The sequence below is a fragment of the Sedimentibacter sp. B4 genome (genome assembly GCF_000309315.1).
GTDB lineage: Bacteria > Bacillota > Clostridia > Tissierellales > Sedimentibacteraceae > Sedimentibacter > Sedimentibacter saalensis.
The window spans coordinates 1-26,223 of sequence record NZ_CANG01000961.1 but is presented as its reverse complement, the minus strand read 5'-3'; the positions used below and the strand labels follow the sequence as shown (position 1 = coordinate 26,223).

The 26,223-nt window shown below is 37.7% G+C and carries 23 protein-coding genes and 1 riboswitch; of the genes, 22 read left to right on the top strand and 1 reads right to left on the bottom strand.

The annotated features are described in order from the left end of the window. Window position 1: 1 nt before the first annotated feature. The 20 genes from BN358_RS21060 (at window position 2) to BN358_RS20965 (ending at window position 20,444) form a co-directional block, all read left to right on the top strand. Window positions 2–1,426 carry a sigma-54-dependent Fis family transcriptional regulator gene (locus BN358_RS21060; RefSeq protein ID WP_019230518.1) on the top strand — a complete coding sequence of 475 codons (1,425 nt, stop codon included), beginning with the start codon at window positions 2–4 and terminating at the stop codon, window positions 1,424–1,426. 257 nt (window positions 1,427–1,683) lie between these two features. After that, a complete protein-coding gene (locus BN358_RS21055) occupies window positions 1,684–2,823 on the top strand; it encodes an acyl-CoA dehydrogenase family protein (RefSeq protein ID WP_019230517.1) in 1,140 nt (379 codons plus the stop codon). A 24-nt stretch (window positions 2,824–2,847) separates the two neighbouring features. Beyond that, a complete protein-coding gene (locus BN358_RS21050) occupies window positions 2,848–3,966 on the top strand; it encodes an acyl-CoA dehydrogenase family protein (RefSeq protein WP_019230516.1) in 1,119 nt (372 codons plus the stop codon). 27 nt (window positions 3,967–3,993) lie between these two features. After that, complete coding sequence (locus BN358_RS21045; protein WP_019230515.1) at window positions 3,994–4,878, top strand: xanthine dehydrogenase family protein subunit M; 885 nt, start codon at window positions 3,994–3,996, stop codon at window positions 4,876–4,878. A 3-nt stretch (window positions 4,879–4,881) separates the two neighbouring features. Further along, the gene (locus tag BN358_RS21040) at window positions 4,882–5,370 is read left to right on the top strand and encodes a (2Fe-2S)-binding protein (protein ID WP_019230514.1); all 489 of its coding nucleotides are present in this window, start codon (window positions 4,882–4,884) and stop codon (window positions 5,368–5,370) included. 2 nt (window positions 5,371–5,372) lie between these two features. After that, a complete protein-coding gene (locus BN358_RS21035) occupies window positions 5,373–7,727 on the top strand; it encodes a xanthine dehydrogenase family protein molybdopterin-binding subunit (protein WP_019230513.1) in 2,355 nt (784 codons plus the stop codon). 100 nt (window positions 7,728–7,827) lie between these two features. After that, complete coding sequence (locus BN358_RS21030; RefSeq protein WP_019230512.1) at window positions 7,828–8,232, top strand: YopX family protein; 405 nt, start codon at window positions 7,828–7,830, stop codon at window positions 8,230–8,232. Between the two features lie 9 nt (window positions 8,233–8,241). Further along, entirely contained in the window at window positions 8,242–8,769 is a 528-nt protein-coding gene (locus BN358_RS21025; RefSeq protein ID WP_019230511.1) for a hypothetical protein, read from the top strand. A 16-nt stretch (window positions 8,770–8,785) separates the two neighbouring features. Beyond that, entirely contained in the window at window positions 8,786–8,989 is a 204-nt protein-coding gene (locus BN358_RS21020) for a hypothetical protein (RefSeq protein WP_019230510.1), read from the top strand. A 63-nt stretch (window positions 8,990–9,052) separates the two neighbouring features. Then, window positions 9,053–10,303 carry an OFA family MFS transporter gene (locus tag BN358_RS21015; RefSeq protein WP_019230509.1) on the top strand — a complete coding sequence of 417 codons (1,251 nt, stop codon included), beginning with the start codon at window positions 9,053–9,055 and terminating at the stop codon, window positions 10,301–10,303. A 26-nt stretch (window positions 10,304–10,329) separates the two neighbouring features. Then, a complete protein-coding gene (locus BN358_RS21010) occupies window positions 10,330–12,255 on the top strand; it encodes an AMP-binding protein (protein WP_019230508.1) in 1,926 nt (641 codons plus the stop codon). Between the two features lie 5 nt (window positions 12,256–12,260). Next, window positions 12,261–13,862 carry an acyl CoA:acetate/3-ketoacid CoA transferase gene (locus BN358_RS21005; protein WP_019230507.1) on the top strand — a complete coding sequence of 534 codons (1,602 nt, stop codon included), beginning with the start codon at window positions 12,261–12,263 and terminating at the stop codon, window positions 13,860–13,862. 106 nt (window positions 13,863–13,968) lie between these two features. Continuing rightward, window positions 13,969–14,568 (top strand): histidine phosphatase family protein, encoded by a 600-nt coding sequence (locus tag BN358_RS21000; RefSeq protein WP_019230506.1) that lies wholly within the window; start codon window positions 13,969–13,971, stop codon window positions 14,566–14,568. Then, a complete protein-coding gene (locus BN358_RS20995; RefSeq protein ID WP_019230505.1) occupies window positions 14,556–15,587 on the top strand; it encodes an XdhC family protein in 1,032 nt (343 codons plus the stop codon). Before BN358_RS21000 ends, BN358_RS20995 begins: the two co-directional genes overlap by 13 nt. A gap of 30 nt (window positions 15,588–15,617) precedes the next feature. Then, the gene (locus tag BN358_RS20990) at window positions 15,618–16,148 is read left to right on the top strand and encodes a nucleoside-triphosphatase (RefSeq protein WP_019230504.1); all 531 of its coding nucleotides are present in this window, start codon (window positions 15,618–15,620) and stop codon (window positions 16,146–16,148) included. Between the two features lie 37 nt (window positions 16,149–16,185). Continuing rightward, window positions 16,186–16,890, top strand: a complete 705-nt coding sequence (locus BN358_RS20985) for a bifunctional 2-polyprenyl-6-hydroxyphenol methylase/3-demethylubiquinol 3-O-methyltransferase UbiG (protein ID WP_198018530.1) — start codon at window positions 16,186–16,188, stop codon at window positions 16,888–16,890. A 17-nt stretch (window positions 16,891–16,907) separates the two neighbouring features. Beyond that, window positions 16,908–17,441 (top strand): ECF transporter S component, encoded by a 534-nt coding sequence (locus BN358_RS20980; protein WP_019230502.1) that lies wholly within the window; start codon window positions 16,908–16,910, stop codon window positions 17,439–17,441. A gap of 34 nt (window positions 17,442–17,475) precedes the next feature. Continuing rightward, window positions 17,476–18,282, top strand: coding sequence for an electron transfer flavoprotein subunit beta/FixA family protein (locus BN358_RS20975; RefSeq protein ID WP_019230501.1), 807 nt, complete (start codon window positions 17,476–17,478; stop codon window positions 18,280–18,282). Next, window positions 18,272–19,357, top strand: a complete 1,086-nt coding sequence (locus BN358_RS20970) for a DVU_1551 family NTP transferase (RefSeq protein ID WP_019230500.1) — start codon at window positions 18,272–18,274, stop codon at window positions 19,355–19,357. Before BN358_RS20975 ends, BN358_RS20970 begins: the two co-directional genes overlap by 11 nt. 52 nt (window positions 19,358–19,409) lie before the next feature. Next, the gene (locus tag BN358_RS20965; RefSeq protein WP_019230499.1) at window positions 19,410–20,444 is read left to right on the top strand and encodes a molybdopterin-binding protein; all 1,035 of its coding nucleotides are present in this window, start codon (window positions 19,410–19,412) and stop codon (window positions 20,442–20,444) included. Window positions 20,445–20,507: 63 nt separating this feature from the next. Here BN358_RS20965 and BN358_RS20960 read toward each other — a convergent pair whose 3' ends face one another. Next, window positions 20,508–23,528: a transglycosylase domain-containing protein gene (locus BN358_RS20960; RefSeq protein ID WP_019230498.1), complete on the bottom strand. Its 3,021-nt coding sequence runs from the start codon at window positions 23,526–23,528 to the stop codon at window positions 20,508–20,510. 207 nt (window positions 23,529–23,735) lie between these two features. On the opposite strand from BN358_RS20960, the gene BN358_RS20955 reads away from it, so the two are divergent. Then, the gene (locus BN358_RS20955; RefSeq protein ID WP_019230497.1) at window positions 23,736–24,872 is read left to right on the top strand and encodes a M20/M25/M40 family metallo-hydrolase; all 1,137 of its coding nucleotides are present in this window, start codon (window positions 23,736–23,738) and stop codon (window positions 24,870–24,872) included. 105 nt (window positions 24,873–24,977) lie between these two features. After that, window positions 24,978–25,061: riboswitch (cyclic di-GMP riboswitch) on the top strand. A gap of 157 nt (window positions 25,062–25,218) precedes the next feature. Continuing rightward, on the top strand, window positions 25,219–26,208 hold the full coding sequence (locus BN358_RS20950; protein ID WP_019230496.1) for a Tad domain-containing protein: 990 nt from the start codon (window positions 25,219–25,221) through the stop codon (window positions 26,206–26,208). The last annotated feature ends 15 nt before the right edge of the window (window positions 26,209–26,223 follow it).

Genomic DNA, 26,223 nt, shown 5'->3' with positions numbered 1-26,223 from the left:
AGTGTTAAATGTACCTATGCATTGTATTGAACTTATTTTGGAACAAGCAGGAATTATAGCAATAACAGACAAGTATGCAAGATACACCTTTGTTAACAAAATGTGGCAGCACGATACCGGTATTTCTGAGAAAGAGGCTTTGGGAAAATATGCTCATGAAATTATCGAAGGTTCTAGAGCTATTGCAGCCATAACATCAGGGAAAGTTTTAACTGCGGATCTTTTCATTAAAAAAAAGGATGGTACAAGTCTTCCGGGAGTAATGACTTATTATCCGATTTTCAGAGGTAATGAAGTAATTGGCTGTTTTATTTATTCTTCATTTGAATCCATGGAACAAGCCTTTGCATTTTCTGAAAAATTGGAGTCAATAACCGCTGAGTATGAGTTTTTAAAGGGTGAAATGAGGAAAAGAAGCGGAGTAAAATACAGTGTTGATGATATTATTGGAAAAAGCGATGCTGTAAAATTGCTCAAAGAACATATTTACCAGGCAGGCGCATCAAATTCCACTGTGTTAATAGAAGGTGAAACAGGAACAGGTAAGGAATTGGTGGCGCACTCCATACATGCCTGCAGCCTGAGAAATATATTTCCTTTTGTAAAGGTAAATTGCTCAGCTATACCGGCAAGCTTGATGGAGTCAGAATTTTTTGGATATGAGGAAGGAACATTTACAGGTGCAAAAAAGGGAGGACAAAAGGGGAAGTTCGAAATTGCTCATTTAGGCAGTATTTTTTTAGACGAAATAAATCAAATGGATATGACCATGCAGCCGAAACTGCTGAGAGTTCTTCAGGAAAAAGAAATTGAACGAATAGGATCCAGCGAAAGTATAACAATTGATACCCGTGTTATAACAGCTTCTAATGCTTCATTGAGAGAAATGATAAGGCGAAATCAGTTTAGAAGTGATTTATATTACAGACTAAACATCATAAATATTGTAATTCCCCCTCTTCGCAGCAGACGTGAAGATATACCTATTCTGGTTGATAATATGATCGAGAAAATAAGTAATAAAGTCGGCCGGGAAATTGACGGAATTTCAAATAAGGCTATAGAATATCTAAAGTATAGGGACTGGCCGGGAAATATCAGAGAGCTTCAAAATGTCATAGAAAAAGCAATGAATGTTTCAAGAAAAAGTAACTTAAGTTTGGAAGACTTTAAAAAATTTGAATCATATGAGTCATTCAACCCGGAAAAAATAATAGGTAGGGAAGACATTTCAATGACTAATGAGAATGATTCACCACTGATGCTTATGAACAAAAAAAACACCATCGAAAAAAGCACAATTTTAGACGTATTAGAGATGTGTGAGTATAATAAGTCAAAAGCTGCAAAAAAATTAGGAATATCCAGAACACTTCTATATCAAAAAATACGTAAGTATAATATTGAAGTAGAAGACATAGTGTAAACAAACATTAACAAAAAAGTGTCAATAAAGTTTACAGTGTACACATGATGTACACTGTTTTTTTGTCGATTTTTTGTTTTTATTTTATGGGTGTAAATATATTTTAATCTATATGTAGGTTGATTTATAAGGCTTTGCGTGCTTGAATAAAATGTAAAAATATTATCAGTCATGGACTTGGCACAGGTCTTGCTCTTATTTTATTGCGTTAAGAAAATAACAAAATATATCAAATTTTAAAGAAGGAAGGTAATAGTATGTTTGATTTCACAGACAGCCAACTGGAACTTCAACAAAGAGTTCGTAAATTTGTTAACGAAAACATTTTTCCGAACCTTGAGTTGATTGATAAAGGTGAATATCAAGAAGAGCTCTTTAAAGAATGGTGCAAAACCGGACTGGTTACCTTGGTTGCTCCAAAAGCTGTTGGAGGTATTGAGCTTGATACAAAAAGCTGTGCCATTGTCATGGAAGAATTAGGTTATGGTGATGTAGGGGTGGCAACCGGGTTTGGAGCAAACAACCTTGGTTCATATCCGCTGTTGATTTCAGGAACGCTGGAACAGCAAAAACAACATTTCGGACCTATTTTGGAAGGAAAATATGGTGCATTTGCACTTACGGAACCTGGAGCAGGTTCTGATGCCGGTGCCGTAGCAACTACAGCTGAAAGAAAAGGCGATGAATATATTTTAAACGGTACAAAATGCTTTATTACTCAGGGAGGATTTGCAATTGACATGCAGTCATCTATGGTAGTATTTGCATCAACTGACAGAACCTTGGGCAGCAAGGGTTTGAGTGCATTCCTTGTAAAAGGAGGAACACCTGGAATAAGAGTTGGTAAAATTGAAGATAAGATGGGAATAAGAGGTTCTCAGACAGTTGAGCTTGTTATTGAAGATTTGCATGTTCCTGCATCATCACTGCTGGGAGAAGAAGGCGATGGAATGAAAATTGCCATGAAGACGCTGGACTCAGGAAGATTAATGGTTGCAGCACAAGGAGTAGGATGTGGACAAAGAGCATTGGATTTGGCAGTGGATTATGTTAAAAAGCAAGTTGAAGGGGTTAAGCCTTTAGCTAAGCAACAGGCAATTGCTTTTAAAATTGCAGAAATGGAAGCATCAGTTGAAGCAGCAAGACAACTTGTTTACAGGGGAGCATTTTTAAAGGACAATAAACAGCCATACTCTCACCACTCTGCGATTACAAAACTATTTGCAACTGAAATGGCTATGAACGTTGCAAACTCAGCTATGGAAATCATGGGTTCATATGGTTACTCAAAAGAATCAGGAATCGAAAAAGTTTGGAGAGATGCAAGAATTCTCTCAATATATGAAGGAACAAATCAAGTACAAAGACTTGTTATATCAGGCGGATTGCTTAGATAAAAAGCGGGAGGTGTGAAAATAGATATGGAATTATATAACAACAGTCAATTAATCAGAAAGAGTATGGCAGACTTCAGTAAAGCAGTGTTAGAGCCTATTGCTTACGAAGATGACAGGAATGCAAGATTTCCAAAAGAAATAATAAAAGAGATGGCAAATAAAAATTACTTCGGATTGACCGTATCTGAAGAATTTGGCGGAAACAAGTCAGACTTTACAAGCGTAGCTGTAATGGCTGAAGAGCTTGCCAAAGCAAATGGTTCTGCAGCGGTAATATCAATTACTCATGTTATTTCAGCAGCCCATGCTATAGAAAAGTATGGAAATGATGAGCAAAAGAAAGCTTACCTGCCGGACATGGTATCAGGCAATAAGCTGGGAGGATATGCTTTTATTGAACCAGGAGCTTCCATTGCAGCAGGTGCTAATAAGGTAGTTGCAGTTAAAGAAGAAGGATACTACTTGATCACAGGCAAGAAGACACTAGTGGCAAATGGGGGAGAAGCGGATGTGTATGTTGTCATAGCACAGACAAATGCAGAAGAAGGGCTAAAAGGTCTTTCGGCTTTCATAGTTGACGGTGATGAAGTTAAAGCAGCAAAAAACATCGATAAACTTGGATTAAGATCTTTCCCTACTGCAGAATTGGAATTCAACAAGTCAAAAGGCCAGCTGCTTGGCAATGAAGGTGATGGATTGAAAATTGCAAATGAAATCCAAGCCCTTTCAGATATTGCTCATGCTGCTATTGGAGTAGGTATTGGCAAAAAAGCATTGGAAGAATCAATAAAACACAGCAAGACCAGAGTACAGTTTGGTTTTCCTATCAGCAAACTGCAGGCTGTACAGTGGATGTTAGCTGAAATGGCTGAAAAAATTCATACTTTGGACACACTGGCTTATTCTGCTGCTAAGAAAGTTGATGCAGGCGAAGATTATATGAACGAATCTGTTTATTTGAAGATGTTCGCTCAGAAAGCAACATTTGAAATAGGAACAAATGCAGTTCAAATACACGGCGGAACAGGATACAGCAGAGAAGCAAATATTGAAAGATATTTCAGAGATCTCAGAGGATTGTTTAACTTTGACAGTATCAATGAATATCCACAAAAAATCATAGCAGGCAATTTATTAAAATAGATTACCAAATTTAAAGGAGGTGCCTTAATGAACATTTTACACGAATTTGAGTATTTTAAACCAAAAAGTAAGAAAGAAGCATTAGAACTTGTAAAGGGTAAAGGCAGCAGTGCAAAGGTCTTAGCCGGTGGTACAGATTTGATCATCCAAATGAAAGAAAAGATGATTAAGACTGATGCAATAATTGACATCAGTGATTTGGAAGAATTAAAGGGCATTAAGTGTGAAGAAGGTAAAGGAGCAGAAATTCTAGCTTGCACAAAGTTAGTAGATATAGAATTTAATGCTGATCTTAAGAAAAAATATCCTGCTTTAACTTATGCAGTAAGCCAGCTTGGTTCAAACCAAGTAAGAGTTATGGCAACTATGGGAGGTAACTGCTGTCACTCATCACCGGCTGCTGAAACTCCTGCTCCATTGTCAGCTCTGGGAGCAAAAGTTGTATTAGCAAGTATTGAAGGAGAAAGAGAACTTGCTATAGAAGACTTCATTCAAGGAAATCGTAAAAATGCTCTTAAAGAAGGAGAAATACTTTATAAATTCATTCTTCCTGAGCCAGTTAAAAAATCTGCATGCAGATATGGACACATTGGTCTTAGAAATGCAATGGAAATAGACTGTGCAAACATGGCTGCTAACATTGAATTGGAAGAAGATAAAGAAACCATAAAGAATGTTAAGCTTGTAATGGGATCTGTTTCTATAAAACCTTTGGTTTCAGAAGCAGTGCCAAAAGTGCTGGTTGGCAAGAAATTGACTGAAGAACTCATTGCTAAAGCTGGTGAAGCTGCTCAAAGTGAAGCAAAACCAATTTCAGACGTGAGAGCATCAGCAGAATACAGAAAAGACGTAATAGGCGCTTTAGCACGCAGACTCGTCAAAGAAGCTTATGAAGCTGCAAAGGAGGCGTAAAAGATGAAAAAACAAATTATTAAATTAGATATTAATAATCAGATTTATGAAGTAATGGTATCTCCTACAGATCTTCTTGTAGACGTTATAAGAAAACAAATAGGTCTTACTGGTACTAAAAAAGGCTGCGGTCAAGGAGACTGCGGAGCTTGTACTGTTTTAATAGACGGAAAAGCTCAACTATCATGTTTGATGCTGGCAATTGCAAGCGAAGGCAAAAAAATAACTACAATTGAAGGAATTGCAAACCAGGAAACTGGTGAACTGCATCCATTGCAGCAGTCATTTCTGGATCATGGGGCAGTACAATGCGGTTTCTGCTCTCCAGGTATGATTTTATCATCAAAAGCTTTGATAGATGAAAACCCACAGCCTACAGAAGAAGATATTAAACATGCACTGGAAGGAAATCTATGTCGTTGCACAGGTTATGTATTAATTCTTGAAGCAGTCGAGTCATATGTAGAGGCTCTTTCTAAAGGGGAGGTGTAAAAATGGGTAAAATGTATGAAGTATCAAATAAATACAACAACTACAAGGAATATCAAAGAGAGTTCACTGAAGTAGGAAGAAGCATTCCTCGTTTGGATGGACCTGCAAAGGTTACAGGTAAAGTACAGTACACAGATGATTTGGTTTTACCAAGAATGGCATACGGTAAAATTTTAAGAAGCCCTCATGCTCATGCAAACATAAAGAGCATTGATTACAGCGAAGCACTAAAACTTGATGGAGTTTTGGCAGTAATTACAGGCGAAGACTGCCCGATACCTTATGGTATAGTGCCTCACAATGCTAATGAACATGCATTGGCAGTGGGAAAAGTTCGTAACTGGGGTGAAGGCGTCGCAGCAGTTGCAGCTCTAGATGAAGCTACAGCAGAAAAGGCTTTGGAACTTATCAAGGTTGAGTATGAAGTTTTGGAAGCAATTGTAGATCCAAGAGAATCTGTTAAAAGAGATGACCTGAGAATTCATGAAAATCATCCAAACAACATTGCTTACGAAGGAACTCAAGTTTACGGCGATCCTGAAAAAGCATTGGCAGAATCAGATTTCATAATAGAGAAGGAATTTTATTCTTCATATGTAAACCATGGGTTTATTGAAACTCAATCTGCAATTTCAGATTTTGATCCAAACACAGGAAAATTACATATGTATGCAACATGTCAGGTTCCGCACTACACTCATCAACAATTGGCAAAAGTGCTGGAAATGCCTATGAACAAAATCAGAATTACCGTTCCTTTAATTGGCGGCGGATTCGGAGGAAAGGGTGTTGCTTCACAAGCAGATTTCTGCTCTGCACTGCTTTCCAGAAAAATAGGAAAACCTGTTAAAATAACATATGAAAGAAGCGAAGTATTTGCAACAAACAATGGTCGTCATCCATGCTACATGAAATTCAAAATGGGATTTGACAAGGATGGAAAGATAACTGCTGTTGATTTCAATAACTTGATGGATGGAGGAGCTTATTCTGGCTGGGGTATAGTTGTATTGTTCTACACAGCATCTATGGTTCATATTCCTTACATGGTTCCTAATGTTAAGTTTGATGGTAAAAGAGTATTCACAAATAAACCAACATGCGGAGCACACCGTGGTCTTGGTGGTGTTCAGCCAAGATTTGCCATGGAACAGATGTTGGATGAAGCTGCTGAACATTTCGGCATGAGCCCTTATGAAATAAGAAAACTAAACGCAGTGGAATCTGGTTATACAGCAAAGAGTATGATGTATGTACCTCATTCAGAATATAAGAAGTGTCTGGATGAAGCTGTTGAAAAATCAGGCTTCCTGGAAAAACAAGGAAAACTGCCATATGGTAAAGGTATTGGTATATCAGGCGGTTACTATATTTCAGGTACATCATATACTTTATATTTATCTTATAAACCACATACAGTTGCTACAATCAAAATAGATGAAGAAAACGGAGTTACATTATTCTGCGGAGCTACTGATATCGGTCAGGGTGTTGATACAGTAATGGCTCAGATGGCAGCAGAAACACTGGGTGTAAAGACAGAAGATGTTAAGGTAATCCCAAGAGATACTGAAATATCTACATTCGACCTTGGTACATTTGCAAGCCGTCTTACATTTGCTACAGGTTGGGCAATAAGACAGGCTGCAGAAAAAATAAATGCTGAATTGTTCCCTGTAGCTGCTTCAATCTTAAAGTGCAGAGGCGATGAAATAGCAGTTAAGGACGGATACTTCTATTCAATATATGAACGTGAAGGAAAAAAAGGAAGAAACAGAGAAGTTCTGTGGACAGATGTTGTAACAATGTACATCGAATCAAATGGTCCTTTAACTTGTTCAGGACAATTTACTCCTCCTAGACGTAAAGGAATTCAGCAAGGAGGTAACATTGGACACTCTCCAACATTTGGTTTCAGTGCTCAGGTTGCTGAAGTAGATATAGACTTGGAAACTGGAAAAGTAAATGTAGTTAAAATAACTGAAGCAGGTGACTGCGGTCAGCCTATAAACCCAATGAGCGTTGAAGGTCAGGTTCACGGTTCAATCCAAATGGGATTAGGTCAAGCATTGTATGAAGAAATGCAGATAGCTCCTGATGGAAGATTCCTGAATCCTTCACTTCATGACTATAAGATGCCAACAATAAGAGATATGCCAAAAATTGATGCAAATATTGTTGAAGCTTATGACCCGTCAGCTCCATACGGCGGCAAGGAATCCGGAGAAGGCCCTATTCAGCCAACAGCTCCGGCAATATTCAATGCAGTCTACGATGCTATTGGTGTTAGATTTACAGAAATGCCATTGACACCTGAAAAGGTATTAAATGCAATCAAGGCACAAAAGGCAAAATAAATAAGCTTGCAAGAAAATTCATGATAGACCCTTTAGCGGCAGTTAAATGCTGCCGCTTACCCTAAAATAAAAATAGTTGAGCAATATAAGAGAGGTAGTTATGAGAGAATTTAAGTTTAGAGCTTGGGACGATGAAGCAAAAAAAATGTATGCTCCTGAAGAATTAGAACAGCCGAATGTGGCTGATGACACTAAAAAGACTATTTATTGTTACCTGTCATACGGCGTTTTGCAGATATATGATTTCAGGGAAAAAGATCCCATAGAATTTGTCCCCATGCAGTCAACTGGATGGTTTGACAAGAATCAAAATGAAATATATGAAGGCGACATAGTACAAATTCAAGATACTATATATCAGATAATTTGGAGTGAAGATATTTCGGGTTTCATACTGTTATCTGTAGAAGGAATAATCATGATGGGCGGAGACTATATTGCAGATGAAATAGATATAATCGGCAATATTTATGAAAATCAAGAGTTAATAAACTATAAATATTAGGAGGTAAATATGCGCATAGATGAAAAGGAGTTCCTCCTAGAAATTATAGATGGTAAAAAGATGGATTTTTATCTGGAAGATGATATGTTCGAGATAGAAGGAAGAGCAAAGAAAGAAAATGACGAAATTATTATAGAGGTTCTGGATGGAGTAGGACATGTGCTGGAAATCTGCGGTCAATACTTAAAGCTCATAGACAGGGCAAATTGTCTGTATGCCAGAAGATTGGATACAGATAAAATATTTCAAATGGAAATAAACAGAGTATATGACAAGCTGACTAATCCTGCTGCAGAAGATTTTATGAAAATGAGCGATCTGGGTGTTGAACAGTTCTTCAAGAAACAAACAGATACGTTGGTGTGGTTTGACAAGGATCAAAAGAAATGGGTTATAGAGCTGAATAAGATAAACATGTATTTCAGCGGTGACAGATACTATTATGATACTGTCAATGAATTGTTTGAAGAAAACAAGGAACAAATGTTAGGAGTATGGCAGGCCGTTTATTACAGTTCAGAAGCAGAATCAGCCTGATGAGAGGAATAAAAAAATGGGAAAGGTAGTTGTTGAAACAAATTATACAAGGTTTAAACCTGTTGGGCAAAATGATATGTGTGCAACTTGCCCATCCAGCTGCAAGACTTCTTGTGCCAGGGTGCTTATGCAAAGCCACGAGATAGACGAAGAAAAAGATTTTAAAGATTTTAAAGTAACTTTTAATGTTAATAATTTATCAAAACATGTTGAGGACTAGATATATGACCTACAGGGTAGGTTTATATAATGCTTTATCATTTTATAAAAATCGGAGGTTAACATGGATTTAAAAAAGAAAAGGTGGTTTATCTTAGGAGCAAGTTTGCTAATCAATCTTTGCATCGGGTCGGGTTATGCCTGGAGTGTTTATGCAGGCCCTTTGAGCAAATTGTTTGGCTGGACTGCTGCTGCAACAGCAATGACATTTACAATAGCAAACGCAATCAGCCCAGTCTGCATGATTACGGGCGGAAAAATTCAGGATATATTTGGGCCTAAGTGGGTAATTTTTGCCGGAGGAATTTTGTTTGGCGGCGGAATTATCTTATCAGGATTCACAAAGTCTATAACCTGGATATACATAAGCTATGGAATAATGACTGGTTTAGGTATGGGATTGGTTTACAGCTGTACCATTGCCAATACTGTTAAGTTTTTTCCTGACAAGAGAGGGCTTGTGGCTGGTCTCGCAACAGCAGGTTACGGCTTTGGCCCGGTTCTGCTGGCTCCGATTTCTCAAAGCCTGATTGCAAGTTACGGAGTTCTGCATGCTTTCAAAGTCTTAGGAATTGCATACCTGTTTATTATAACCATTGGTTCTCAATTCATTCAAAAAGCACCTCAGGGTTATAAACCTGAAGGATGGGAGCCTCCGGCAGCAACAGCCACATCAGCTGTTACAGGCAAAGATAAGTCATGGTCACAAATGTTGGCTGATCCGTTATTCTATATACTTCTGTTGATGCTGACAATTGGAGCGACTTCCGGATTGATGATAATCAGCCAGGCTTCACCTATAGCTCAGGAAACTGTAGGTGTTAATGCTGAAAGAGCAGCTTTTGCAGTAAGCTTAGTTGCAGTTGCAAACATGGCAGGAAGAATCACATGGGGTGCAGTTTCAGATAAAATCGGAAGATACAATGCATTGCCTATAATGTACTTGATTCTGGCTGCAGCAATGTTCATGCTGACTATGGTCGGAACAGGACAGTTTGCAATGTTTGTGGCAGTAACAATGGCAGTGGGCTTTTGCTTCGGAGGATTCATGGGAGTATTTCCTGCTTTGACAGCTGACTGCTTTGGTGCAAAGAATAATGGAGTCAATTACGGATTTATGTTCAGCGGTTTCGCCCTGGGAGGATATATTGGTCCAATCATGGCAGCTACAATAAAAGCCGGAAATAACGGCGATTATACGAAAGCATTTTTAATTGCTGCAGCAATGAGCATTTCCGGAATTTTATTTTCATACATTGTGAAAAAAATTCATAAATCTGAGTTAGAAAAAGAGAAAAAGATTGCCAGAGTGTAATTGTATGATGTAAAGGGTGTGAAAATATGAGCATAATTGATAGCAGCAGGAGAATTAAATTTGATATAGTCCATGTTGACAGTATACCATGCAGCCTGGTTGGTCAAAAACTGGTATATACACTTGAAGGAGCTCTTGTTTCAGAACCGTTGAAAGTTAAGTGGCCAATGCCATGGATAGAGTGTGAATTTGAAAAAATTGCTAAGGGTATGGAAAAATTTTCAGTAAAGATCACAAAAAGAGTTTATAACCCGGATGAACCAGATCAGTATGTGGATGTTGTAATATCCAGTTTTATTGATATAACCATACCTCAGCTGGCAGACAAGGTTGCTGATTTTTATTCGAAGTGTGAAGCATTGATTAACCATACTGGAAAAAGGCGCATAAAGTACCATGATTTTAAGCAATTATATACAAATTTAGCTAAGGGGCTCATATCTATAGGATTGGAAAAAGGGAATAATGTGGCGGTCTGGGCTGTTAATTCACCGGAATTTGTAATATCTCAATTTGGAATAATTAAGGCAGGAGGGATTTTTATACCCATGAATGCCTATGAAAAACAAGTTAGGATGGAAGAACTGCTGTTAAACTCAGACACACATACTCTGATCATGCAGGTGGGAGCCAAGGCTACTGAAAATATAGAACTGCTGTATAAAATTTGCCCAGAGTTAAGTGAAAGCATACCGGGACAACTAAAGTGTCCGAGATTTCCAAAACTAAAAAACGTAATAGTCATAAGCGGTGTTGAATATCCCGGCACATTCAGATGGGCCGATATTCTGGAACAAGGTGAAAAATTGAAGACTGAACTTCTTGATGAAAGGCAAAGTAGTTTATGTGTTGACGATGTTGCACAAATAATCTATACATCAGGGAGTACGGGCAATTCAAAAGGTGTGATGCTAAGCCACAAAAACATAGTAGAAAATGCAAATGCCATGGCTTCGTTGATGGAATTGACCAACAAAGACGTAATGTGCGTACTGGCTCCCTTGTTTCACTGCTTTGGAAGCATAGCCTGTACTATGGCCGCAGTCAGCAGGGGATGTTCCATGGTCTTGGTTAATAAATTTAAAACAGATATAACCCTTTCCTTGATTGAAAAGGAAAAGTGCACAGTCCTTTCAGGAGTACCTACTTTGTTTATTTCATGCATAGAGCAAGTGCAGAAAGAACATTATGATATCTCTTCATTGAGAACCGGAATAATAGCAGGTGCTTCGTTTTCTGATCAAGTGCTGAACGATATAAAGAACATACTTGGTATAAAAAATATAATACCTTCCTATGGACTGACTGAAGCTTCTCCTTGCGTGAGTGCACTAAAAGCAGGAGATGAATTCCATGAAAGCTCTGTAGGACATCCCATACCGGGAGTTGAAGTGAAAATAATCGATATATTAACAAAAAAGGAAGTTAAAGACAGAGAAAGCGGAGAAATCCTGGTAAGGGGATACAATATAATGAAGGGCTACTACCATATGGTGGAGGAGACCCAAAATATTATAGACAGCGAAGGGTGGCTTCACACAGGTGATATCGGTTTCATTCATGAAAGCGGCTGTTTATGTCTTAAGGGCAGATGCAAAGACATTATCATACGTTGCGGTGAAAATATTAGTCCAAAAGAAATTGAAGACTTCATAGTTACTCATAAAGACGTGATGGAAGTACATGCCGTGGGAGTTCCCGATTATCTAAATGGTGAAGAAATAATGGTATTTATAAGACTAAAGGAAAATTCAGCAATTACTGAAAAAGACATCAAAGATTATTGCAGGGGAAAAATTGCATCAAACAAAATACCTAAGTACATCAGCTTCATAGATAAATTTCCGCAGTCAGAAACAGGTAAGGTTTTAAAAAAGGATCTGAAAAAGATTGCTGCAGAAATCATCGAAGGAAAAGTTAATAAAAAAATTTCAAAAAAATTTAAGGAGTGAAGATTATGGCGAAAGTTATAACAGCAAAAGAGGCAGCTGCGTTATTTCAAGACAATATGACTGTATGTTCTGCAGCATTTGGTTTGGCAGGATGGGCTGAAGAAGTTGCAGTGGCAGTAAGAGAAAGATTTGATGAAACAGGACACCCTAAAAATATTACCCATACTCATGCAGCAGGCGTAGGCAACTGGGGAAAAGGACCTAAGGGAGAAAGAGGAGAATGTGTATGGGCAGTGGACGGGCTAATGGCTAAATTCATAGGCTCACATGCAGGGTCATCACCTACTGTTATAAAACAAATAAATGAAAATAAAATTATGGCATGGAACCTTCCTCTTGGAACATTGATTCAGCTTTACCATGAGCAAGGCAGAGGATCTGCAGGATTGCTATCTAAGACAGGACTTGGAACATTCATTGATCCTCGTTTTGACGGCGGTAAGCTAAATCAGCTGACAAAAGAAAAAGGCGAGGAAATTATAGAATACATTCCTGATTTCAGAGGAGAAGAGTATCTTTTTTACAAGGCTATTCCTATTGATATAGCTCTTATGAGGGGAACTACTGCAGATGAAAACGGCAATGTAACCTGTGAAAAAGAAGCATTGAATTTGGAAATGCTTTCTGTTGCTCAGGCAGCAAAAGCTAATGGTGGAATTGTTATAGTACAGGTTGAGTCTCTGGCTAAGGCAGGTTCATTAAGTCCAAAACTAGTAAAGGTTCCAAGTATTTATGTTGATTACATAGTAGTGGCTGAACATCCTGAAGATATCATGCAAACACAAGGAACTTCATTTAACAGGGCATTTACCGGTGAAATCAGGGTTCCTCTTGAAGGCAGCATGGATCCTATTCCATTGGATGAGAAAAAGGTTATGCTCAGAAGATTGACAATGGAAATCAAACAGGGCTACAAGTGTAATTTCGGTATAGGCACTCCAACATATACAGGAAATGTCATGGCAGAAGAAGGCTGCTCAAATGCAATAACCATGATTTCCGAGTCAGGAAGCATTGGCGGTTTGCCGGGAGGAGGAAATGATTTTGGTGCTCACTGGAACATTGAAGCATCTTGTGACCAGGGTGACCATTTTAGTTTCTTTGACGGCGGCGGTCTGGATTTAGGTGTGTTTGGCTTAAGTGAAGTTGATAAGGACGGTAATGTTAATACAAGTCTTTTGAATGGAAAGATTATGGGCGTTGGAGGTTTTGCCAACATTGCAGCAACTGCAAAAAATGCATTGTTTGTAGGAACATTTACTGCAGGTGGACTGAAGTGCAATGTTGAAGACGGCAAAATGGTAATTGAACAGGAAGGCAGATTTAAGAAATTTGTTCAAAGTTGTCCTCAGCTCACATTTAATGCTGAACAATCTTTAAAGAAAGGCAACAGAATTTTATTTATAACTGAAAGATGCGTAATTGAAAGAACTTTAGAAGGAATGGTTTTAACAGAAATTGCTCCTGGAATAGACTTGCAGACTCAAATAATCGATCAGATGGGATTCAAGCCAATAGTTCCTGATGGCGGACCAAGACTTATGAATCCAGAGCTGTTCCTTCCAAAGTGGGGAAAACTGAAAGGTATAATGGATAACAACAAATAATTAAGCTCTCAACTACTATTTCTTTAGTTAGAAAATCGAGCTAATGTTCGGTTTTCTAACAATTTTAGACAAGCGTTATGTAAATAAAAAATTAACGGGTGATTGAATGGATGATGTACGCAACATATACGTGGTGAGACATTGCCAGCCGTCCTTCAGCAGCAGCAAGAAATTCTGCATTGGCAAACTGGATATACCTTTAAGTCATGAGGGAAGAGAACAAGCAAAGAATCTGCTGAGTTATTTTTCTGATAAAAAAATAAGTTCCATTTACTCAAGCAATTTAAAAAGGGCATGGGAAACAGCTGAAATTCTGGCAAACAATGTTGCAGTTCCAATTATTAAGAACGAATTTTCAGAGATAGACATGGGTAAGTGGGATGGACTCACATTTGATGAAATTAAACTTCTGTACCCTGAGGAATATAAAAAAAGGGGTGAAGATTTTGAAAATTATGTTGTTGACGGAGGTGAAAGTATAAAAGAGTGCCAAAGTCGTGCCATGAGTGAATTATACAAAACATTGAATGAATCTTCCGGCAACATAATAATAGTAACTCATGCAGGAGTCATTAGAGCAATGTTATCGTCAGTGGAAGGAATCAGCATCAGAGAAGCATTCGGATATAAAATTGATTACGGCAGCGTAAAACAGTTGGTTGTGAAACATCATGAGCTGCAAAGGAGTGTTGTATGGAATTTTTAAGAACATTGAAAGCATTGAAAGAATCAGGAACATACAGAGACAATATTATAATCACGGTGATGACGGGAGACTATGCAAATTCAAAAGCAATAGTATCTCAAGGAGAAATTACATATACAAACAATGAAAAATACAACTGGAAAAGTATAATTGGCATTATTCCCCAAAATAAAAAAAGTCAATTAGTAGAAATGAACGGTGAAAAAATATATATAGAATTCATGAAAAATAAATACAGTGTTGTAGTATGCGGAGCAGGACACATATCAATATCGATAATTAAAATGTGCAATCTGCTGGATTTACCGGTGACGGTTATTGATGACAGAATTACATTCGTAAATAATGCAATCAATGCAGGAGCTGATTTTACAGTTTGTGAACCTTTTGAGAAAGCACTGGACAGAATAAATGGAGACAGCAGCACATTTTTTATAATAGTTACAAGAGGCCATCGATACGACCAGGAGTGCTTAAAGAAAATAATAAATAAAGACAATGCATACATTGGCATGATCGGAAGCAAAGTAAGGGTTGGAAAAGTTCTGGATGGACTGGAGGAAGAAGGGATTTCCAGAGATAAATTAAATAAGGTATATACACCTATTGGCTTAGACATTGGAGCAGAAACTCCGGCTGAAATTGCAGTTGCAATAATGGCTCAGATTATAGATGTTAAGAATAAGGAAACTGGGTCAAGCACATATTCAGATGAACTGCTTAGCGGAATAATGGATGAAAATGTTAAAAATATTCCAAAGGCGCTGGTTACCATTGTATCAAGAAAAGGTTCTGCACCCAGGGAAGTTGGTACTAAAATGGCAGTTTTAAAGGATGGCACCATGATAGGAACTATTGGGGGAGGCTGTGTAGAAGCCAGCATTCGACAGGTTGCATTTTCAAGCATGGACCAAGGTGTCAGCAAACTTGTTCAAGTTGATATGACAGGACGAGAAGCAGAGGATGAAGGAATGGTCTGCGGGGGCATTGTGGAAATATTTATAGAGCCCTTAATATAAAATTTTGCATGGCGTATGAGGAGTGATTAAGTGAAACACTTATTTCTTTCAGGCAGCATCAATGTTGGAAAAAGCACAATAATTCAAAACATTGTAAATAATATGGAAATTGACAAAGAAGAAATCGGCGGCTTCTATACAAAGGCATACATAAGAAACGGCAAGGTAGCAGGATTTTACATGGAGCCCATAAACTATAAACTGAAAACACCTGATATTTACGAACGGTTAATCGGATACACGCCTGACGGAAAAATGTGGCTGGGGATGGACTCAACATTTGAAAGTTTTGGAACATCCATACTTGATTGCTGCCTTGTAAATAATTACAGACTCATAATCATGGATGAACTTGGTTTCTTTGAAAACAATGCTATATGTTTTCAAGAAAAAGTCCATGAAGTGTTATCAAGCAATAATAGAATAATTGGGTGCATAAAGACTTTATCAACACCTTTTATGGACTCCATAAGGAAACGAAAGGATGTGGAAGAAATTGCAGTTACTAAAAAAAACAGAGACTCAATTGCTCATGAACTCTCAGAAAAGTTTGTGCTGTAAAAATCACACATCCAAATTCAGCTGGGACAATCAAAGTATGGATTGGTATCTCTTATCAGAAAAACTTACAAGATATCATAAGAATTCCGTAGAACTGTTAAAACCTTATACTGATGGATGCAAGACAGTCTTGGATATTGGCTGCGGTGGAGGAGGATTTTCCTTGGAGTTTGCAGAAAAAGGATTTGAAGTTACCGCTATAGACAAATCTTCGTTGGTTGTAGAATCGCTTAATGAAAGAGTACAAAACAGGAAATTGGAAAATCTGGAAGTCTTGAATGTTTCATTTGAAGATTATGATTTTAAAAAATGTTATGACGTTGTATTTTTAAGCTATATGATGGGACTGGTAAATGAATTCAATATTGATGGAATTCTCAAACATGTCAGCAAGCATTTGATACTGGTATTGCCATTAACAACCACAAAGAATGACTTTGCTGTTGACGAGCTCTACCTTGAACTTGGAATAGACATAAAAAACCTGGAACAGTTAAATTACTTGAGTTTCATTGATATTCTTGACAACAGGAATATTAATTATGAAATTGAAATGACAGGCGCTGAATTCGGCCAACCCTTTAATACCTGCCATGAAGCAGTAAATTTCATATATCATTATTTTAACCTGCCTACAGAATACAAAAGAAAAGTGGCACACTGGCTGAACAGGAAACTGCTCAGGATAAATGATTTGTATTACTTACCCAATAACAAAAAAAGCGTTATGATAATTATATAATAGGAAGGAAAAAGAAGATGAAAGAAAAGTTTGAATTAAGAGAAATGATTTATATTTCATTGTTAGCAGCAACTGCAACTGTTTCGAAGGTTCCCATAAGGATATTATCAAACTTTTTAACCAGCTCAGTTGGTCTGCCTGGAGGAATTATTGGCGGAATATACTATATGTTTTGGATTGTGGCTGCATGTGCCGTAGTGAAGAAACGTGGAACAGCTACATTGTTTTGCGCCGTACAAATATTTGTAACAATAGCCACATCCAGCATGCCGGTTATCAAGCTTATAACATACCTTCCTCCTGGAATAGCAATTGATTTATTCTTGATTGCTTATGGAAAAGATGAATACAACAAGGGAATCATGATGATTCTGGGTGCAATTGCCAATAGTGCCGGAGCATTAACCCAGGCAGCACTGCTGATGAATCTTCCTCTGGCTGCAGTTGTTGTAAGTACATTGACATCTGCTTTTTCCGGTGCTGCAGGAGGTTATTTTGCATATATGGTTGTTTCAAGAATTGTGAGATCATCAGTGACCCATGCAAGTTAATTGAGCTCACGGCCGCTAAGAATGAGGTGATTATATGTCTTTAAAAATTGTTGTATGTGTTAAACAGGTTCCTGATATGGATAAAATAAGGTTTTTCTATGATAATGGCATTGTAGTGGAAAATCTCTACAATGTATTAAACAGAGATGATGCAAGCGCTCTGGAAGAATCTTTAAGAATCAAGGATACACAAAAAGATACACACATTACAATAGTGACTATGGGCCCAAGAGAGTCAAACGATGCAGTGCTTGAATGTCTGGCATTAGGTGCAGATGATGGAGTTATAATCACAGATGAAGCATTAGCTGATTCAGACACTTTAGTGACTGCTGAGGTTTTATCAGCAGCAATTAGAAAATTAGGAGATTATAACTTGATTTTCACTGGCAGGCAGACAATAGACGGCGGTTCGGCACAGGTGGGCCCGCAGTTAGCAGAACTTCTGAATTTGCCGCAATTAACCAATATTGTCAGTCTGAACGTGGAAGAGGATGGAAAGTCAATAATTGCAAAGAGGGCATTGAATAATACTTGCGAAACGGTTTTTTTGCAAATGCCTTGTCTGCTGACAGTATCAAATGAGTTTAACAAGCCCAGGGGCATGTCATTAAAGGGTATACGGGATGCAGGTAAAAAAGTTGTGAACGTGTGGACGGCAGATGATTTAGGTCTCAAAATAAACGGCAGTGGGTATGGCTGTTCTCCTACAAGGGTTAAGCAAATATTTATGCCAACTCATAAAAAAAGAGGCAGGCTTATTTGTACCGAAGACGAGAAAGAAGCTGTGAATGAGTTGTTGAAGGAACTGAAAGGCAGCAGGGTGAGTTATGAAATATGATAAAATTGGTGCTGTGATTGTTGCAGGAGGATTGTCTTCCAGGATGAAAGACTTTAAACCCCTCTTGAACATAGGAAGCAAGACTATGATTGAAACAACAATAGAAAATTATGAGAACATTGGTATTAAAAACATTGTAGCAGTAACAGGTCACCGTGCTGATGACATTGAGAAAAAGCTTGCTGATTGTAATGTACAGACAGTGAGAAACCATGATTATAAATATACTCATATGTTTGATTCCCTATGCATCGGTTTGAGAGAGCTAAAAAACAATGTGGACATGATTTTTGTAACACCTTCGGACAGCCCTTTTGTGCAGAAATATACACTAAAAAAAATGATTGAAGAAATGGAAAACAACAGTTTGAAAATTATTCAGCCATCTTATGAAGGTAATAATGGTCATCCCATATTGCTGAATAGCGAAGCTGTAAGAGAAATTATAAAGCACGACGGTACAAACGGCCTTCAGGGAGCAATTGATAAAATAGTGACAGGATATAGGAACATGTCCTTTGCAGACCCTGGAATAGTTATGGATGCTGACACTCCGCTGGATTTTTTTAAGCTGGTTGAATATAACAAAAAAAGAAATGTGCCATCAATTGAATTATGCATTAAAATATTGGATTATTTTAATGTAACAGAAGAAGTGAAATCTCACTCTTATGCAGTGGCAATGGAATCTTTAAAAATTTGTGAACAATTGAGAGAAAGAGAAATTAATCTGGATCATATGACGGTATTAGCAGCAGCGCTTCTGCACGATGTGGCAAAGGGCTGCAAAGATCATTCATTCATAGGGTCCTGCTGGCTTAATGACATGGGTTATGAAGAGATAGCAAAAATCGTATACAACCATGTAAAACTTGAAAACATTCCAGAAGTTTTGACAGAAAAGGAAGTTGTGTACTTAGCTGACAAAATGGTAAAAGGAAACAACTTGGTTTCCATTGAAAACAGGTTTTCAGCAAAAGAAGATATTTACAAATGTGATGAGCAGATATTAGGAAACATCAGGGAAAAGAAAAAAATGGCCATTAGTTTGTATGAGGCTGTGTTTGGCTGTTAAAGTGTTTAATGGCAGTAAATCAATTAAATAATACATAAATCAGGAGGACAAAATGAAATCAGTAAATATAGAAGAAGCAGTTGGTCAGGTGTTGTGCCATGATATTACTCAAATTATCAAGGATGTAAAAAAAGATGTGGTGTTTAAAAAAGGGCATGTAATAAAGAAGGAAGATATTCCTGTATTTCTTTCTGTAGGCAAGGAGCATATATACATATGGGAAAAGCAGGATGGAATGCTTCATGAAAATGAGGCTGCTGATATATTGTACAGCATTTGCAAAAATGAATACATGAAGCCTTCAGCAGTAAAAGAAGGTAAAATAGAAGTGATTTCTGAAATAGACGGATTGTTTAAAGTTGACAAAGAAAGACTCAATGAAGTTAACAGTATTGGAGATATGATGATAGCAACAAGGCATGGAAATACAATTGTCAGGAAAGGGGATAAATTAGCCGGTACAAGAGTAATTCCTCTTGTTATTGAAGAAGAAAAAATGAAAAAGGCTCAGGAAATAGGCGGTGGAAAGCCAATTTTAAAAATTATGCCTTTAAAACATAAAAAAATAGGAATTGTAACTACGGGAAGTGAAGTTTTCCATGGAAGAATAAAAGATGCCTTTGGTCCAGTTATAGTGAGTAAGTTTAGTGAGTTTGATTCGGAAGTAATAGGTCAGACAATAGTGGATGATGACAGAGAAGAAATTACTGCTGCAATTATAAAATTTATTGAAAATGGTTCAGATATTGTTGTGTGCACCGGAGGTATGAGCGTAGACCCGGATGACAGAACCCCAGGGGCTATTAAGGATACGGGAGCAGAAATAGTATCTTATGGAGCACCGGTACTGCCTGGAGCAATGCTGCTGGTTTCATATTACAGCTTTCAGGGAAGAAAGATACCGGTAATAGGTCTGCCTGGATGTGTAATGTATTCTAAAAGGACTATTTTTGATTTAATATTACCAAGACTTATGGCTGATGATATTCTTACTAAGTCTGATATAGACAAACTAGGTCAAGGCGGCCTATGTCTAAACTGTGAAATATGTACATACCCTAACTGCGGATTTGGCAAGGGAATGTAATAAGAGCTAAAAAACCGACCATAAGGTCGGTTTTGTTCGCTATAGTTACGTCTAAGACTACTGTTAGTTTTCTTGTTCTTCTTCCACTTCTGAGGGAGTTTCTTCATTATCATCAGTTTCAAGCGGTTCAATTTGCTGATTCAGCCACTGGTCATAGTGCCACTGGGTATGGTTGGTGCATACGTTCAGCGGTAACTGGTACGCATCATCCAGGACACTGAATGAATGATCGTAAGTTTTATTTCTTGTTACAAGTATTCGCTGCTCGATTAAATTTCCCGGGCAGTATTGGGATTTAAGCATGTTTGAATTTGTGCATATTTCTGCCTTGACATGAGTCTCACAGTATTTTGACGGTACGGTTCCCGGAACAAAGTATTCAGTTATAATCTGACTTCCACGAGGGTCCTGTGAACAATATTCTGTTGGAAGCAAACCTGACTGCTTGCAAACCTGCACAGGAATTAAATTATTATTCAGTTCAAATTTTGCAGGTTCCAGTCCTTCGTGTACAGGTATCATAATTTGTCTCCATAGATTTGCATTGGCTCCGCTGTCTCCGGTAAGCTTCATTTGTACGTTGTCGTTTCCTACCCACACTCCGCCTATGTAGTATGGTGTGAAACCTACGTACCAGAAATCTCCGCTTGCCTGTGTTGTTCCGGTTTTTCCTGCTGCTTCAATTCCCATTTCAGCCGGCAGTTTTGCCTTGTATGAAAGTCCGTTTGTTACGGTTGTTCTTAAGATGTCCTTCATGAGAGAAGCTGCCTCCGGGCTTGATACAACACGGGTTTTTGGTATGTTTTCAAGGATGATGTTGCCCTTGTTGTCTGTTATTTTTGTGTATGCTATTGGTTCGACATAGACTCCGTCATTTGCTATGGCTCCGTAGGCTGCGGTCATTGAAAGAGGTGAAAATCCCTTTGTAAGACCTCCCAGCCCAAGAGATGCCAGGTTTACATCATTGAAGGCAGCATCTTCTTCAGGAGATATGAATGTATCGCTGTTTGGATTTTCGGTGTCTATGAATCCAAAATTAGTAAGTGATTCAATTGCAGCTTGAGTTCCAATCTTTTCAAGCATGTTGACTGCATTTGTGTTCACTGACTGTTCTATGGATTTTCTTAAGGTCAATTTGCCCCAGTACTTTACGCTCCTGTGTTCAAACCAGTTTTTCGGCCATCTTTCACCTGCTTCATTTGTTCTTGGGAGGTCCTCCAAAATGTATGAAGCCGAATATCCCATATTTAATGCAGGAAGGTATACAGACAATGGTTTTATTGTTGAACCAGGCTGCCTTGCAGCATCTGCTGCGCGGTTAAACGTTCTGCTTCCTTCAATATTTCTTCCTCCAAACATTGCTTTTATCTTTCCGGTTCTATAATCCATTATTACAGCAGCTGATTGTGGCTGAACAATTCCGTTGTCTTGATAATAAAAGAAATTTTTAGAAATTCGGAGTACATTGTCATCGCCAACATGAAAAACATCCTGATTTTTGTCAAGAAAATCCTTTGTAATGAGAAATTTTCCTTTTGTTCCCTTTTGCTCGAGAATCTGAAGGTTATCTCCGATGTTCAATGAGCCCAGAATGTGCGAAACAAAGTTGTATTCTTCGTTTATGGTGTAACAGTCTACAATGTCTATGGTTGAAGAATATATATCGAATTTTTTAGAACTTATAACAAGGAATCCGCTCTGGTCATAGCTGTATTCATCTGGATTTAAGTAAATATTGCCTTCTTCATCCATTATGTTTTCTTTCTTATAGAAAATTGTCTGGCCGTATTCGTTCAACACATTTTTTTGAGAATCAAGGCATCCCACCGCTTCGTTGTCAACCCATTTGAAATACCTCCATTCCTCTCCTACAGGGGTTTCTCCTGAAGGCTCAGAACCTAGGAAATTATATGAGAAGTTCTTGTATGATTCTTCCAGTGATTTTTGGATGTTCACATCAATTGTGGTTGTGATTGTCAGACCACCTCTGTAAACATAGGCTTCAGCTTCCCTGTAGGACATTGATTTATATTCCATTAAATCTTCAATTACTTTTTCTTTTACATAATCCATGGGCAGAGTTGAAATCTGTGCAATTTTAGTTTGACCGGGATTAAGGGCGTTTCTCATGTCTTCATTGACTGCATTCTTGTGTTCAGCTTCATTTATGTATCCAAGATCAAGCATGCGATCAAGTATAAGAAGCTGCCTGTCTCTGGAATCCTGATTGAAGACACATGCATACTGCACAGAACCAATAGTAACATATCCGACCATATCTTCTTCCGGAATATTTTCAAGGTCATACATGTTGTATCGGCTAAAGGGAGCATATGTAACGGTGCTTTTGGCAGCTCCTGCGAGCATGGCGCATTCAGCCAGAGTTAAGTCTTTCGCATCCTTGGAAAAATAAGTACGGGCAGCAGTCTGCACTCCGTAGGAGCTTTGACCCAGGGGGATAGTGTTCAGATAATTTTCAAGTATTTGGTTTTTTGAAAGTATTCGTTCTATTTTAAGTGCCAGGTATATTTCCTTTATTTTTCTCTCCCAGGATTTTTCGTTTGTAAGATAAAGATTCTTTACAAGTTGTTGAGTGATTGTGCTGGCACCTTGGGCAGTGGGATCTCCAACCTGGAAGTTATGTACAAGAGAGCTTGCGATGCGCTGTATATCAATTCCAAAATGCTGTTCAAACCTGTGGTCTTCTATGGCTAAAAAGGAGTTTCTTAAGTTTTTAGGCATGTCATCCAACGGTATTATTTCACGGTTTTCATTTGGATCATGAATTTTTTCAATAATGTTCCCGTTTTCGTCTGTTATGACAGAACTTTCTGAAAGTGTGGATAAAATATTGGTGGGGTCAACTTCCGGTGCAGTCTTTACGATACCAAGTACTATTCCAAAAATAAAACCTCCTGTAGCAGTCACTGTCAGCAACATGATTAAAAAAAACATGAATATGGCACGGAGGACTTTATTTTTCTTCTTTTTTTCTTTATTATTGCTGTTATTAGTATCCTGACTTTCTATGATTTCCAAAGTATCATTTTCCATTTGCTCACTGTCCTTTCTGATTGCATTCAAATGTTATATACCCTCAAACAATACATTTTACTCATTAATAAATTAAATTATGATGCAGACATAGGGGAAAGTGAGAAAAATTGGTAGTTGCTGTTGCAAGGAGTGCATTATTTGATTATAATAATATTTAATGCAACAATTAATATTATGATGTTACCGGCAATTTATACTGGTGATAAATAATAAATTATAGACGGAGTAGATAAAATGAAATATGCACTTAACGAACATGCACTCAATTTCATAAAGGACAGCAGCAAGGAAACACTGGACCTACTGGTTGAGCTTGCAAGAATACCGGCTCCATCCCACAAGGAAGAAAAGAGAGCAGAATTCTGCAAAAATTGGCTTGAGAAAAACGGGGCAAAAAATGTATTTATCGATGAAGCTAAAAATGTGGTATATCCTTTAAACTGCGAAAATGCAGAAGAAATTACCGTATTCATGGCACACCTGGATGTGGTTTTCAATGACGAAGAAGAATTCGATGTTGTCATCAAGGATGGAAGAGTTTATGCTCCAGGCGTGGGGGATGATACTGCCAATGTGGTTAATCTGTTGATGTGTGCCAAGTATGTCACACAGAACAGCTTAAAACCAACACAAGGATTTTTATTTGTGCTGAATTCCTGCGAGGAAGGCCTTGGAAACCTGAAGGGAAGCAAGAAAATAATGGAAACATACGGCTCAAGGGTTACAGAATTTGTTTCTCTGGATGGAGAAATAGGTTCATGCACTCACAAGGCTGTTGGTTCTCAAAGGTACAAGGTGACTGTCACCACAGAAGGAGGACATTCATATTCGGATTTTGGCAATCAAAATGCAATTTACTATCTTTCATCCATGATTCAGACATTGTATACAGTTCGTGCACCTCAGAAAGCAAAAACAACATACAATGTGGGAATAATAAGCGGAGGAACTTCTGTAAATACTATTGCAGAAGAAGCATCCATGCTTTATGAATTTCGTTCTGTGGACAAGGACTGCCTGAAACAAATGGAAGATTTCTTCTGGGCCGTACTTGACAGCTACAGAAAAATGAACATAGGTGTTTCAGTAGAAGTTGTGGGAATTCGTCCATGCGGCGGAGAAATGAATAAAGAAAAGTTTGAATCATTCACTGAAAAGAACAAGGAAATTATTAAATACTACTATGAGGGTGAACTGGATTTAAGCGCAGGTTCCACGGATTCAAACATTCCTCTTTCTCTTGGAATTCCGGCTAATACTGTTGGTACAGCCAAAGGATTTGGTGCTCACACAAGAGGCGAGTGGATTGAAATAGACGGAATGGAAACAGGACTTAAAATAGCCATGACAATGGTGCTTACATATTTTTAAAATTAAATAAGAATTGTCACCAAAATCATTCCTTTAATTGAACAAAATATAAGAAATTTATAAAAATATATGGAAAAAAGTTACAAATTATATTATAATTGTGTATAAAATTATGGGCAAACCTAGCGAAAGTTAGTGACGCAAAGCTTGAAGTCTAAGGCATTTTGCTATGACAGTTCTGCTGCAAAATAATTAAAATTATTTTGCAGCTTTTTTTATAACTGTGATTGTCTTAAAAAAGTACAAGCATAAATTTTAAAGTAACAAGGGGGCGATCTGTTATTAAATAATTTTTAGCTGTGAATATAACAAGATTTTTTAATTCTTTGAATCAAGGGGGGTTCAAATGAAGAAGTTAAAAGAAACAAAGAATGAAAGCGGACAGGTATTGGTTCTGGCGGCTTTATTAATGACGGTTTTAATGGGTTTTGCAGCCTTTGCTGTGGATATTGGCATGACAACAGTTGTAAAATCCAAGCTACAAAATACTGCCGATGCTGCAGCTTTGGCAGGAGCTATGGAAATATCTGATGAAGACGATGCTGAAGAAACTGCAGTAAATTATGCTGTTGCAAATGACAGTAAACTCTCAAAAGATAAGACTGAAGCTGATTTTGACTCAGGTACTGTAAAAGTCATTGCGAATAAAGGCACAAAAAAAGTGGAGGTTACTTGCACAAAAAAAATTAATTACACATTTGCTAAAATTCTTGGATTCAATGACAGGACAATAAGTGCTACGGCTACTGCTGTTAATGAAAATTACACAAGTGGAGTTTCCGGACTGAGACCATGGGCATTAACAGACAAGTATAAAGAGATGGGTGGTAAAAACGGAAAAACTTGGACTGGTAATTGGCTGGATTATTCATACACTTATGGACTTGAATTTACATTAAAGGAAGGTGGCGGTGGCGGTTCTAATGGATATTATGGTATTGTAAGCTTTGGATCTCAAGGTGGTGATGCCAATATCTATAAAGATAACATTACGTATGGTTATAATGGAAATGTCAAAATTAATGATTATGTAAATGATGCTAATGGAAACAAGAATGTAAAAAATGTAATTGAAAATCTAATGACACAATCAGGTGACACCAACAGTGATGGAACAGATTACTCCAATGCTAAAAAAGGGAATTCTCGTGTTGTTACAGTGCCCAAAATAAATTCTGATTTAAAGGTTATTGGTTTTGCTGTTATATATATTAAATCAGTCGATAATCAAGGGTATATTACAGCAAACTTTCTTTATGACACTACCTGGTCTGACGCTGATAAGGAAGCACATTATGATTGGGGATTAAATTCAAATGTAAGACTTACAAACTGATGATAATAACAAAAT

Coding starts and splice junctions, on each gene's coding strand:
- BN358_RS21030 (WP_019230512.1), top strand. CDS start 7,828: ATGAGAGAATTTAAGTTTAGAGCTTGGGACGATGAAGCAAAAAAAATG.
- BN358_RS20965 (WP_019230499.1), top strand. CDS start 19,410: ATGAAATCAGTAAATATAGAAGAAGCAGTTGGTCAGGTGTTGTGCCAT.
- BN358_RS20980 (WP_019230502.1), top strand. CDS start 16,908: ATGAAAGAAAAGTTTGAATTAAGAGAAATGATTTATATTTCATTGTTA.
- BN358_RS21045 (WP_019230515.1), top strand. CDS start 3,994: ATGAACATTTTACACGAATTTGAGTATTTTAAACCAAAAAGTAAGAAA.
- BN358_RS21025 (WP_019230511.1), top strand. CDS start 8,242: ATGCGCATAGATGAAAAGGAGTTCCTCCTAGAAATTATAGATGGTAAA.
- BN358_RS21005 (WP_019230507.1), top strand. CDS start 12,261: ATGGCGAAAGTTATAACAGCAAAAGAGGCAGCTGCGTTATTTCAAGAC.
- BN358_RS21055 (WP_019230517.1), top strand. CDS start 1,684: ATGTTTGATTTCACAGACAGCCAACTGGAACTTCAACAAAGAGTTCGT.
- BN358_RS21000 (WP_019230506.1), top strand. CDS start 13,969: ATGGATGATGTACGCAACATATACGTGGTGAGACATTGCCAGCCGTCC.
- BN358_RS21010 (WP_019230508.1), top strand. CDS start 10,330: ATGAGCATAATTGATAGCAGCAGGAGAATTAAATTTGATATAGTCCAT.
- BN358_RS20950 (WP_019230496.1), top strand. CDS start 25,219: ATGAAGAAGTTAAAAGAAACAAAGAATGAAAGCGGACAGGTATTGGTT.
- BN358_RS20975 (WP_019230501.1), top strand. CDS start 17,476: ATGTCTTTAAAAATTGTTGTATGTGTTAAACAGGTTCCTGATATGGAT.
- BN358_RS21040 (WP_019230514.1), top strand. CDS start 4,882: ATGAAAAAACAAATTATTAAATTAGATATTAATAATCAGATTTATGAA.
- BN358_RS21035 (WP_019230513.1), top strand. CDS start 5,373: ATGGGTAAAATGTATGAAGTATCAAATAAATACAACAACTACAAGGAA.
- BN358_RS20955 (WP_019230497.1), top strand. CDS start 23,736: ATGAAATATGCACTTAACGAACATGCACTCAATTTCATAAAGGACAGC.
- BN358_RS21015 (WP_019230509.1), top strand. CDS start 9,053: ATGGATTTAAAAAAGAAAAGGTGGTTTATCTTAGGAGCAAGTTTGCTA.
- BN358_RS20985 (WP_198018530.1), top strand. CDS start 16,186: ATGGATTGGTATCTCTTATCAGAAAAACTTACAAGATATCATAAGAAT.
- BN358_RS21020 (WP_019230510.1), top strand. CDS start 8,786: ATGGGAAAGGTAGTTGTTGAAACAAATTATACAAGGTTTAAACCTGTT.
- BN358_RS20995 (WP_019230505.1), top strand. CDS start 14,556: ATGGAATTTTTAAGAACATTGAAAGCATTGAAAGAATCAGGAACATAC.
- BN358_RS21050 (WP_019230516.1), top strand. CDS start 2,848: ATGGAATTATATAACAACAGTCAATTAATCAGAAAGAGTATGGCAGAC.
- BN358_RS20970 (WP_019230500.1), top strand. CDS start 18,272: ATGAAATATGATAAAATTGGTGCTGTGATTGTTGCAGGAGGATTGTCT.